This is a genomic window from Acidithiobacillus ferriphilus (genome assembly GCF_028215975.1).
GTDB classification, from domain to species: domain Bacteria; phylum Pseudomonadota; class Gammaproteobacteria; order Acidithiobacillales; family Acidithiobacillaceae; genus Acidithiobacillus; species Acidithiobacillus ferriphilus.
In genome coordinates this window covers 1,100,511-1,112,106 of sequence record NZ_CP116458.1, presented here as the reverse complement: position 1 = coordinate 1,112,106, position 11,596 = coordinate 1,100,511, and the positions used below count along the sequence as shown (strand labels likewise).

Annotated in this window: 9 protein-coding genes; all 9 read right to left on the bottom strand. The window is 58.3% G+C overall.

The window, feature by feature from the left end; genetic code table 11:
* Positions 1-81: 81 nt before the first annotated feature.
* Positions 82-1,788 carry a 30S ribosomal protein S1 gene (rpsA, locus tag PJU76_RS05465; RefSeq protein ID WP_064220350.1) on the bottom strand — a complete coding sequence of 569 codons (1,707 nt, stop codon included), beginning with the start codon at positions 1,786-1,788 and terminating at the stop codon, positions 82-84.
* A gap of 78 nt (positions 1,789-1,866) precedes the next feature.
* On the bottom strand, positions 1,867-2,547 hold the full coding sequence (gene cmk / locus PJU76_RS05460) for a (d)CMP kinase (RefSeq protein WP_271780807.1): 681 nt from the start codon (positions 2,545-2,547) through the stop codon (positions 1,867-1,869).
* Positions 2,544-3,845, bottom strand: a complete 1,302-nt coding sequence (aroA, locus tag PJU76_RS05455) for a 3-phosphoshikimate 1-carboxyvinyltransferase (RefSeq protein WP_271780806.1) — start codon at positions 3,843-3,845, stop codon at positions 2,544-2,546. The genes cmk and aroA overlap by 4 nt, the downstream gene beginning before the upstream one ends.
* A gap of 3 nt (positions 3,846-3,848) precedes the next feature.
* Entirely contained in the window at positions 3,849-4,724 is an 876-nt protein-coding gene (locus PJU76_RS05450) for a prephenate dehydrogenase (RefSeq protein WP_271780805.1), read from the bottom strand.
* Position 4,725: 1 nt separating this feature from the next.
* Positions 4,726-5,742, bottom strand: coding sequence for a 3-deoxy-7-phosphoheptulonate synthase (aroF, locus tag PJU76_RS05445; protein WP_271780804.1), 1,017 nt, complete (start codon positions 5,740-5,742; stop codon positions 4,726-4,728).
* A 4-nt stretch (positions 5,743-5,746) separates the two neighbouring features.
* Positions 5,747-6,844 carry a histidinol-phosphate transaminase gene (hisC, locus tag PJU76_RS05440; protein WP_271780803.1) on the bottom strand — a complete coding sequence of 366 codons (1,098 nt, stop codon included), beginning with the start codon at positions 6,842-6,844 and terminating at the stop codon, positions 5,747-5,749.
* A complete protein-coding gene (gene pheA / locus PJU76_RS05435; protein WP_271780802.1) occupies positions 6,844-7,920 on the bottom strand; it encodes a prephenate dehydratase in 1,077 nt (358 codons plus the stop codon). Before pheA ends, hisC begins: the two co-directional genes overlap by 1 nt.
* Positions 7,921-7,935: 15 nt before the next feature.
* On the bottom strand, positions 7,936-9,024 hold the full coding sequence (gene serC, locus PJU76_RS05430; protein ID WP_271780801.1) for a 3-phosphoserine/phosphohydroxythreonine transaminase: 1,089 nt from the start codon (positions 9,022-9,024) through the stop codon (positions 7,936-7,938).
* Between the two features lie 8 nt (positions 9,025-9,032).
* Positions 9,033-11,570 (bottom strand): DNA gyrase subunit A, encoded by a 2,538-nt coding sequence (gene gyrA / locus PJU76_RS05425; RefSeq protein ID WP_271780800.1) that lies wholly within the window; start codon positions 11,568-11,570, stop codon positions 9,033-9,035.
* Positions 11,571-11,596 lie beyond the last annotated feature (26 nt).

Genomic DNA, 11,596 nt, shown 5'->3' with positions numbered 1-11,596 from the left:
GAAAACGCTCTCACCTGACGCCACCTCATTCACCCTCCCCTCCCGACCAACATCAAGATCGGGAGGGGGAGAGGGTCGCACTTAACTATCTTCTTCCTGCTTACGCTTGAGCTGTTCTTTAATCAGATCGCCCAGACTGGTGGTGCCCGTCGCTGCACTACGCGCATATTGCTGCACCGCGGCCGCTTGGTCTTCCTGAGAAACGGCCGTATCATGCGCCTTGGTGCTGAGGGTCAAGGTGCGGTTCTTGCGATCGACCATCGCAATGGCGACCTCGATTTTATCCCCGGCGGCCAAGGTCTGACCACGGCCCAACTCGCGCTGGGGGAGGAATCCTTCGACGCCTTCACCAAGACGGATTTCGGCGCCGCGGCCATCCACCGAGATGACTTCACCTTCGACCAGGGCACCCTTTTCATTGGCCACCACAAACTGGATGAACGGATCGGTTTCCATCTGCTTGATACCAAGGCTGATACGCTCCCGCTCCGGATCGATGCTCAGGACAACCGCATCCAACGTATCCCCTTTTTTGAAATCCCGCACGGCTTCCTCGCCGGTACGGTCCCAGGCCAGATCGGACAAGTGGATCAGTCCGTCGATACCGCCATCCAGACCGACAAACACGCCGAAATCGGTAATGCTCTTGATCTGACCGGAAACACGATCGCCCTTCTGGAAGTTCTGCGCGAAGTCGTCCCAGGGGTTGGGCAGACACTGTTTGATGCCCAGCGAAATACGACGACGCTCCTCGTCGATATCGAGGATCATCACTTCAACTTCCTGACCTACGTGCAACGCTTTGGCCGGATTTATGTTTTTGTTGGTCCAATCGATTTCGGAAACATGCACCAGGCCTTCGACACCTTCTTCGATTTCGACGAACGCGCCATAATCCGTAACGTTGGTGACCTTACCGAAAATACGGGTGGCCTCCGGATAACGGCGGGCGATATCGCGCCAAGGATCTTCGCCCAACTGCTTCATACCAAGAGAGATACGACCGCGCTCGCGATCGAACTTGAGGACCAGGACACGCACCTCGCCGCCCACGGTAACCACCTCGCTGGGATGTTTGACCCGGCGCCATCCCATATCGGTGATATGCAGCAGGCCGTCGATACCACCGAGGTCGATGAACGCACCGTAATCGGTAAGATTTTTGACCACGCCCTCCAGGATGGCGCCTTCCTGAATGCTTTCCAACAGTGCGCCACGTTCCACACTTTGTTCCTGCTCGACCACCGCGCGGCGGGAAACCACCACATTGTTGCGCTTACGGTCCAGCTTGATGATCTTCATCTCCAGGTCTTTGCCTTCGAGATAGGCGACATCCCGTACCGGACGCACATCAACCAGGGAGCCAGGCAGGAAGGCACGCACACCGTCGACGCTGACCGTAAAACCACCCTTTACCTTGCCGGTAAGGAAGCCATGCACCACCGCGTTGTCGTTGAAGGATTTTTCCAGATCGACCCAAGTCTTGGCGCGGCGAGCCTTTTCACGGGAAAGGCGGGTCTCGCCCATGCCGTCTTCCACCAACTCCAGACAAACCTCTACCGAGTCGCCGACCTTCACCTCTATCTCCCCTTCCGCATTGCGGAACTGTTCGGCGGGGATCGGTCCTTCAGACTTGAGACCCACATCGACGATGACAAAGTCGTTATCGACGCGCGTCACGATGCCGGTAAGCAACTCGCCAGGTTTGAGGCCCTGGGTGCTCTGGCTTTCTTCAAACATCTCGGCAAAACTGGGTTCAACAAGCATTTCAGCGTTAGGGGTGGTCATAAATTTCAGTAGGCCTCATTATACCGGGTGCGCCATGGGCGCCCCTTGAATCACTGCTCGATGCCATAAATGGCGGTTTCAATTTTCCTGCAAAGCCGATTGAACCCAGCTTTGCAGGACCCTGTACGTGTCGGAAACACTTTGTTCACTGGTATCCAGGAGGCGCGCATCGGGCGCGGGCCGGAGCGGTGCCACGCTACGCTGCTGATCCCGGGCATCGCGTTCCGCAATTTCCGCCACAACTGTGGCGAGACTAGCACTAATACCCTGTTCCATCAACTGATTCAGACGTCGTTTGCCCCGTTCTTCGGCCCTGGCGGTCAGAAACACCTTGAGCGGTGCGTTCGGGAAAACCACGGTCCCCATATCTCGACCATCGGCTACCAATCCCGGCGCCTGGCGAAAATCCCGCTGACGCTGCAATAAAGCCGCCCGCACCGCAGGAATGGCAGCGATCTGAGAAGTCAGGGCACTGATTTCTGGGCTGCGGATTTCCGCATCGACCAGTTCTCCCGCGAGCAGAACATGTGTTTCGTCGGCGCCCCCCCGAAAGCTCAGGGGCAACGTGCGCGCCAGTTCGGATAAAGCCACGGCGTTGTCCGCAGACAGCCCGGCACGCTGTGCCGCCAGCGCCAACGTCCGATAAATAGCACCACTGTCCAAAAGGTGCCAACCCAGATCACGGGCCAAAAGACGGCTCAGCGTGCCCTTACCAACTCCGCCGGGGCCATCCAATGTGATGACGGGAATGCCACTCATGCGCCCACCACCTCCAGCAGCAGCCCGGCTTGATGCGCCAGAGCGGGAAAATTTGGAAAAGACGTAGCCACATTGGCACAGTCGAGGATTTCGATATCACCTTGCGCCACCAGTGCCGCCATGGCAAAGGCCATCGCGATACGATGATCCCCCTGACTGTTTATACGACCACCCTGTAGAAGCGATCCGTTGATAATGGCCCCATCCGCGCGCTCCTCTACAATAACACCCATTGCACGCAGGCCACTAGCCATCACCGCAATACGATCGCTTTCCTTCACACGGAGCTCTTCAGCGCCGGTAATCACGGTCTGCCCCTTAGCACACGCCGCGGCGATGAACAGCGCAGGAAATTCATCAATAGCCAGCGGTACCAAATGGGCAGGAATGGCAATGCCCTGCAACTGCGCATAGCGAACGCGGATATCGGCAACCGGCTCACCGCCCACTACGCGCAGCGCGGTGAGATCAATCCGGGCGCCCATACGGGTGAGGATTTCAATGATGCCGGTGCGCGTCGGATTGATACCTACACCTTCCAGGGTGAGATCGGAACCCGGCGCGATGGTGGCGCCGAGCAGGAAGAACGCTGCCGAAGAAATATCGCCCGGCACCTGCAGCGACTGCCCGTGCAACTGGCCACCGCTGCGCAGACAGGCGCGTGGACCCTGACGCTCCACCGGGTAGCCGAAACCTTGCAGCATCCGCTCGCTGTGATCACGGGTAGGCGCGGGTTCCGTCACGCAGGTCTGACCTTCGGCATACAACCCCGCCAGCAGGATGGCGGATTTGACTTGGGCACTGGCCATCGGCAGGGCATAGTCGATGCCGTGCAGGGGTCGCCCGTGAATCTGCAAGGGCGCCTTACCGTCCTGGGCGGCAATTTCCGCGTCCATGGCGGCCAATGGCCTTAACACCCGACCCATAGGCCGCTGCTGCAGACTGGCATCACCTATCAGAGTACTCGGGAAATTTTGACCGGCCAACACACCTGCCAGGAGACGCATTGCCGTACCGGAGTTCCCGCAATCCAATGGTACACCGGGTGCCCGTAATCCATATAGACCGACACCTTGTATACGCAAGTGCCCGCGATCCGGTCCTTGCATCTCTACGCCCATGGTGCGAAAGGCGGCGATAGTAGCGAGCACATCGGCACCTTCCAGCAGTCCCTCTACTTCCGTCACCCCTTCAGCAAGCGCACCAAGAATAACAGCGCGATGGGAAATGGATTTGTCGCCGGGGACCGGGAAACGACCTTTGAGTTGACTGCCGGGATGGACGAGATATCGGGTCATGATTCAGGGATGCACCGGAGGAAATTGAAATTGTTGACGACAATCGCGACCGCGCTCCAGCAGGGCTCGCAGGGCGCTCCTGTCACCCCCTGCGAGTATCTGCTCGACATTGCCGAGGGTTTTTTGCAAAGCTTGCAGATGCTGTCCGATGATTGCGCGATTCTCCCAAAGGATGGCTGCCCAGAGATCGGGGTCAGAGGCCGCTATTCGGGTAAAGTCGCGGAGCCCTCCGCCAGCAAGATCACGCAGCGCAGGGGCCTGATCATCCAGGCCAGCCATGTAGGCAAAGGCGAGTAAGTGGGGCAAATGACTGGTCGCAGCCAGCGCTTGATCGTGGGCCTCCGGCGTCATTTGCGAAACAGTCGCACCGAGGCCCTGCCAAAAGCCGCTTAAAGCGTCTACCGCATTAGGCGCCTGTCCCGGCAACGGCGTCAGGATGACACGCGTCCCTTGATAAAGGCCCTCCCGCGCCGCTGCAAATCCGGTTTTTTCTCCGCCAACCACGGGATGCCCGGCGATGAAGCGATCTCCCAGCAACTGATGACCCAATTGCGCTATCGGAGCTTTGATGCTGGCGACGTCACTGACCAACACCTCTGCAGATATATGACGCGCCAACTCCGGCAACTGCTGCAAGATGATTTGCGGAGGGGTAGCCAGCAGGACCAGATCGGCATCTCGCAGCGCCGATTTCAACTGATGGGTCAGACTGATCCGCCATTGCTTCGCCGCAGGTTCCATGCGCTGAACCGCCGCGGCATCTGCGACCACCCCCACCAGCGATCCAGCGAACCCCCTGCTGCGCAGAGCTTTAGCGACACTCCCGCCCATGAGGCCAAGGCCGACAATAATGATGCGCTGGAAAGGAGTGTCTGACATGCTAGAGTTCGCGACCGATGGCCTCGGCGATTTTACGCAAATCACCCATCAACGTCATGAGTTGCTGCGGACTCAAAGCCTGATCGGCATCGCACCAGGCTTCTTCTGGACAGGGATGCGACTCCACCAGCAAGCCATCCGCACCGGCGGCAATGGCGGCCTTGGACAATTGCGGTACGAGCCAGGCCTTGCCGCCAGCGTGACTGGGATCGACGATAACCGGCAAGTGCGTCTCCCGCTTAAGGACCGGAATAGCGGTGACGTCAAGGACATTACGATAGGCCGTCTCAAAGGTGCGAATACCGCGCTCGGCGAAGATAATCCGGTGATTGCCGTGAGCGGCGACATATTCAGCCGCCATGAGCCATTCCTTAATGGTGGCGCTCAGGCCGCGCTTGAGTATGATCGGCACATCCAGACGCCCGACTTCTTTGAGGAGATCGAAGTTCTGCATGTTGCGCGTGCCGATCTGAATGATGTCCACCCCTTTTTCGAGGAAAAGATCAATCTTGCGGACATCCATCAGTTCGGTGACGATGGGCAGACCGACCGCGTCGGCGGCGGTCCGGAAATAATCCAGACCTTCATCGCCCACGCCTTGGAAGGTGTAGGGACTGGTGCGGGGTTTGAAAGCTCCGCCGCGCATCAGACGGCAGCCTGCCGCCTTGACGGCCTCCGCAGAGCTACGCATCTGCTCCGGTGTTTCGACCGAACAGGGGCCAGCGATCACTTGAATCTGCTTGCCCCCGATGGGAATACCACGCACATCGATCACCGTATCGGTGGATTTGAACTCGCGGCTCACGAGCTTGTAGGGCTTTAGAATAGGCATGACCTGTTCCACGGCGGGCAAGGATTCCAGCGCTCCCTCAGGCAACAACCGCTCATCCCCTAACAAACCGACCACGGTGCGCTCGGAACCGGTACTGACCATGGGCTGCAGGCCAAACTGGCGGATACGCTCCAGCAGGTGCTCCATCTGCTCTGCGGTAGCTTGTGGTTTAACAATGACGATCATGGGATTACAGGACCTCGCCCAGCATTTTTAGAAAGCGTTGATTTTCCACCGGCAGGCCAACACTGACTCGCAGATGATCCGGCATGCCGTAAGGGGTCAACGGCCGGATGATCACACCCCGCTGCAACAGCGCGTCATAGACGCGCTGTCCACCCCCTGGTACGGCAAAGGCCGTAAAGTTGCCTGCAGGCGGCAAGATTGTCAATCCAAGATTATGTAATCCGTCGCGGAGGGTCACCATCCCCTGGTGATTGTTGGCCAAGGTAGTCCGCAGATGAGCGAGGTCCGTGAGCGCAGCGTGCGCTGCCACCTGCGCCAAGGTATTGACATTGAATGGCTGACGAACCCGCTCCAGCACTGCTATCAGGTCGGGGTGGCCAATGCCGTAACCGCAACGCAGGCCTGCCAGCCCATAGGCCTTAGAAAAGGTCCGGGTAATCAGCAAATTACCGAAGCGTCGCAGCCAGTGCTTACCGTCGGGATAATCCGCGGCATCCATCAGTTCCAGATAAGCCTCATCCAGCACCACCAGGGCATGCGAGGGTACACTGTCGATAAAGGTCTCCAGCGCCGCCGCGGTAAGGTACGTACCCGTGGGATTATTGGGGTTGGCGATAAAAACCAGCCGGGTTTGTGCGTTGAGCAGACCGGCCATGGCCTCCAGGTCATGACCGTAGTTCCGCGCCGGGGCAATCCGCACGGTCGCTCCACTCGCTTGCGCAGCAATGGCATAAGCAGCAAAGGCGTACTGTGAAACAATTACCTCGGTCCCCGGCCCGGCAAAGGCGCGTACGGCAAACTCCACCACCTGATCGGAACCGTTGCCGAAGATAAATTGCCTGGGGTCCAGATCCAACTGACGCGCCAGCAACGCGCGTAACTCCGGCGCTGATCCCTCGGGATACAAGGCCAGGGTAGGCAGCGCCGCACGAATAGCCGCCAGCGCCATGGGACCCGGTCCCAGCGGATTTTCATTGGAAGCCAGCTTGATGGCATCACGGATGCCCTGTTCCCGTTCCAGTTCCGCCAAGGGCTTACCCGGCTGATAAGGACGCAAGTCGGACACCCCCGCTGCCGCATATTCCAGATATTTATTGCACATTAAAATACCGCCCTGGGATAACTGCCGAGGCAGCGATAGAAAGACGCCTGTTGCGCGAGGGCATCCAGCACCGGTGCAATGGCGGCATCCTGACAATGACCGAGCAGATCGAGATAAAAGACGTATTCCCAGATGGCCGAGCGTGCCGGTCGCGACTCAATGCGCGTGAGGCTGATCCTCGCACTGGCCAATGGCGACAGCAGCGCATGCAGGCTCCCCGGACGATTGGCCGCGGCGACCACCAGACTGGTCTTGTCGTTCCCGGTGGAACGGGTATTGATCTTACCGATCACCCAAAAGCGCGTGGTGTTCTCGGGATTGTCTTCAATACCCGCAGCCAGAATATCAAGGCCGTAAGCTTCCGCAGCCACCGTAGTGGAAATAGCACCACCTTCGGCATCCGCCGCTGCTCGTTCAGCCGCCACAGCATTGCTGGAGACATCCACCAATTGCACCCGCGGCAGATGTGCCGCAAGCCACTGGCGACACTGAGCACGGGTCTGGTAGTGCACATAGACCCGCCGAATGGCATCCAGAGAACTTTTGGCCACCAGATTATGGACGATACGTAACTGCACCTCACCGCAAATATGCAGCGGATAATCCAACAGCAGATCGAGGCTGAGATTGACGGAACCCTCAGTGCTGTTTTCCACCGGCACCACGCCGAAGCGGACCTGATCACTGTCTACCAGGCGGAAAATCTCGGCAATGCCTGCCGTCGGCTGAAATACCGCAGCCCGCCCGAAATGCTTTTGCGCCGCCATTTGCGAGAAGGTACCTGCCGGGCCGAGGTAAGCCACCTGTAACGGCTCTTCCAGGGCCAGACCAGCAGAAATGATTTCGCGGAAGATAGTGGCAATTTGCTCCGCAGAAAAGGGTCCCGGATTCTCCGCCATCACCCGGCGAAGAATCTCCGACTCCCGGTCGGGATAATAAAAATTCGTCTCGTCAGCGGCACGCTTCACTGCACCGACTTCAGCAGCCAGGCGGCCCCGCTCCGCCAACAACTGGAGGATTTGTGCATCCACCTGATCAATGACCCCGCGCAATTCGGGAAGCGTTCGTACACTCACGGATAAGGTGCCTCCCTAACCCTGGCGGCGGGCGAAATCTCGCATGAAGTCAACCAGCGCCAGTACCCCAGCCTCTGGCATTGCATTGTAGATAGAGGCACGCATACCACCCAGCAGGCGGTGCCCCTTGAGCTGAAGGAGTCCCTGCGCATCCGCTTCTTTCAGGAATATCTTGTCCAGCGCTGCGTCATGCAAGGTAAACGGCACATTCATCTGCGAGCGGTTGCGGTGCTCTATAGCATTGGTATAGAAACCGCCGGAATTATCGATACCCGCATAAAGCAAAGCCGCCTTACGCGCATTGATCTCCGCCATGACGTCCAACCCACCCAATTGTTGCAACCATTTGAACACCAAACCGGCCACGTAAATGGCAAAGGTCGGGGGCGTATTGTGCATGGAACCCTCTTTAGCATGCACGGCATAGTCCAGCATGGTTGCAGTACCGGTCGGCGCATGACCGATGAGGTCGTCGCGGATGATGGCCAGGGTCAGACCGGCCGGCCCGATGTTTTTTTGGGCACCGGCATAAATAAGGCCAAAACGGCTGACATCCACCGGCTTCGAGAGGATGTGGGAAGAGGCATCACTCACCAGCGGAATATCGCCCAGTTCCGGGACAAAATCGAACTCCAGACCACCGATGGTTTCATTTCCGGCAATATGCACATAGGCCGTATCAGCGCTAACCCGCCACTCCGATTGTAGAGGCACCACACGGGCCTGACGATCCGCATTGCTGGCCGCCACTTCCACGGTCGCAAAACGCTTGGCCTCTGCTATGGCTTTCGCAGACCAGATACCGGTCTGCACATAGCTCGCCCGCGCATGGCCGCGCAGCAGGTTGATAGGAACCATGGCAAACTGCAGGGTCGCACCGCCCTGCAAAAATAGCACCTTATAATGAGCGGGAACCTGCAGGAGGTCGCGGAGGTCCTGCTCGGCCTCGGCGATAATCTGCATATAATCTGCACCGCGATGGCTCATTTCCATGACCGAAATACCGCGGCCATGCCAGTCGAGCAACTCCGCCTGCACCTGCTCCAGCACCACACGGGGAAGCATCGCCGGGCCCGCACCAAAATTATAAACGGGATAGTTCATGGTGTGTGTTACTGGGGCAGATCGGTCTGCTCCCCCTCCTCTTCTTCTGTATCGGCAATCAATGCCAGTCCCGCCAGTTGCTCGCCCTCGCCCAGGTTAATCAGGCGCACCCCCTGCGCATTCCGGCCGGTACGACGAATACTGTTAATCGCTATACGAATCAGGGTGCCATGATCAGAGACCAGCATCAATTCGTCCCGCTCCGTTACCGCCAGCGCGCCGACCACATCGCCATTACGCGCGTTGGTCTGGATGGCGATAACGCCCTTCCCGCCCCGATTGGTGCGGCGGTATTCATCCACTTCCGTCAATTTACCGTAGCCATTGGCCGTAGTGGTGAGGATCACCTGACTGGAATCCACCCACTGTGCCGAGATCACCCGATCATTTTCTTCCAGACTGATGCCGCGCACACCCCGGGCATTACGCCCCATGGCCCGGGTTTTCGCCTCGGGGAAGCGCACCGCCATACCATGCCGGGTAAAGAGCATGAATTCGCGCTGCCCGTCGGAGAGGCCAACGGCGACCAGACGATCACCGGGGTCGAGGTTGATGGCATTGATCCCCTGACTGCGCGGGCGGGAATACTCCATGACCGGCGTCTTTTTGACGACACCATGGGAGGTTACCATGCAGACAAACTGTCCTTCGGTAAAGTCACGAACCGGCAACACGGCGGTGATGCGTTCCGTGGGTGCCAGGGACAGCATGTTGACGATAGGCTTGCCCTTGGCGCCACGACCCGCCTGCGGTAACTGATATACCTTTTGCCAGAAAACCTTACCGAGATTGCTGAAGAATAGACAATAGGCATGGGTCGAAGCGCAGAACATGCGTTCGACAAAATCTTCTTCTTTGGTGGTGGTGGCCATCTTGCCCTTGCCGCCCCGTCTCTGGGCATTGAAGACCGTCACCGGCTGCGCCTTGATATAACCGGCGTGGGTGAAGGTCACCACCATTTCCTCTTCGGTAATCAGATCTTCCGTCGAAATATCACCGGTGTCCGCCACAATCTCACTGCGCCGGGCATCTCCGTACTGATCGCGGATGGCCACCAGCTCTTCGCGGATGACCTCCATCAGCCGGGTCTTTGAGCCGAGAATTTCCAGCAACTCACGGATACGATCCAACAAGACCAAGTATTCATCGCGGATTTTGTCCTGCTCCAGCCCGGTCAGGCGGTGCAGACGCAGATCGAGAATAGCCTGGGCCTGGGTCTCAGACAGATGATAGCCGTCCGCCTGCATGCCCTCAGAAGGTTCACCACGCTCGACCAGCAGTGCGGCGACCATGCCCGGCTCCCAGGACTTCGCCAACATCTGCGCCTTGGCTTCCGCCGGATTGGCCGCCGCCCGGATCAGATTGATGAGTGGATCCAAATTAACCAGCGCTATCGCCAAACCTTCAAGGATATGGGCACGGTCGCGTGCCTTCTTCAGCTCGAAGACGGTACGCCGGGTAACCACTTCGCGGCGATGCTGGATGAAGGCCTGCAGCAGATCACGTAGACCGAGGGTCCGCGGTGCCCCGTCCAGCAGCGCCACCATATTGATATTGAACACGCTCTGCATAACCGTGTGCTGGTAGAGATTATTCAGCACCACATCGGCATTGGCATCCCGCTTGAGTTCAATGGCGATACGCATACCCGACTTATCGGACTCGTCGCGCAGGTCGCTGATGCCTTCCAGGCGCTTTTCCTTGACCATCTCGGCAACACGCTCAATGAGCCTGGCCTTATTTACCTGATAGGGCAGTTCGGTGACGATGATGCTCTGCCGGTTGGTTTTCTTGTCCGTCTCGAACTCGCAGCGCGCACGCATGACCACCCGGCCCCGCCCGGTGCGGTAGGCTTCGATGCTGCCGGCACGGCCATGAATAAAGCCTGCCGTCGGGAAATCCGGAGCCGGAATCAGAGTGAACAAATCTTCATCCGAAGTCTCGGGATCATCCACCAGCGCCAGACAGGCACTGATCACTTCCGTCAGATTGTGGGGTGGGATATTAGTGGCCATACCCACGGCGATGCCCGCCGAACCATTGATCAGCAGGTTGGGAATACGTGCCGGCATGACCAGCGGCTCCCACTCCTTTTCATCGTAATTGGGACCAAAATCAACGGTTTCCTTTTCCAGATCCGCCAACATTTCGTGGGCGATGCGGGACATGCGCACTTCGGTGTAGCGCATGGCGGCGGGACTGTCGCCATCCACCGAACCAAAGTTACCCTGCCCGTCGATGAGCGGGTAGCGCATGGAAAAGTCCTGCGCCATCCGCACCATCGTGTCATAGACCGCAGTATCGCCATGAGGATGGTATTTACCGATGACATCGCCGACGACACGCGCCGACTTTTTATAAGGCTTATTCCAGTCGTTGTTCATTTCGTGCATGGCGAAGAGCACACGACGATGCACCGGTTTGAGGCCATCGCGGGCGTCGGGAAGGGCGCGGCCGACGATCACGCTCATGGCGTAATCAAGGTAGGACTGGCGCATCTCCTTTTCGAGACCGACAGGAATAGTTTCTTTAGCGAATGCGATCATGTGGAGACTGAATACCCCTGATTATT

Excerpts from the sequence above, each read along its gene's own strand:
- rpsA (WP_064220350.1), bottom strand. The coding sequence starts at position 1,788 with ATGACCACCCCTAACGCTGAAATGCTTGTTGAACCCAGTTTTGCCGAG.
- cmk (WP_271780807.1), bottom strand. The coding sequence starts at position 2,547 with ATGAGTGGCATTCCCGTCATCACATTGGATGGCCCCGGCGGAGTTGGT.
- aroA (WP_271780806.1), bottom strand. The coding sequence starts at position 3,845 with ATGACCCGATATCTCGTCCATCCCGGCAGTCAACTCAAAGGTCGTTTC.
- PJU76_RS05450 (WP_271780805.1), bottom strand. The coding sequence starts at position 4,724 with ATGTCAGACACTCCTTTCCAGCGCATCATTATTGTCGGCCTTGGCCTC.
- aroF (WP_271780804.1), bottom strand. The coding sequence starts at position 5,742 with ATGATCGTCATTGTTAAACCACAAGCTACCGCAGAGCAGATGGAGCAC.
- hisC (WP_271780803.1), bottom strand. The coding sequence starts at position 6,844 with ATGTGCAATAAATATCTGGAATATGCGGCAGCGGGGGTGTCCGACTTG.
- serC (WP_271780801.1), bottom strand. The coding sequence starts at position 9,024 with ATGAACTATCCCGTTTATAATTTTGGTGCGGGCCCGGCGATGCTTCCC.
- gyrA (WP_271780800.1), bottom strand. The coding sequence starts at position 11,570 with ATGATCGCATTCGCTAAAGAAACTATTCCTGTCGGTCTCGAAAAGGAG.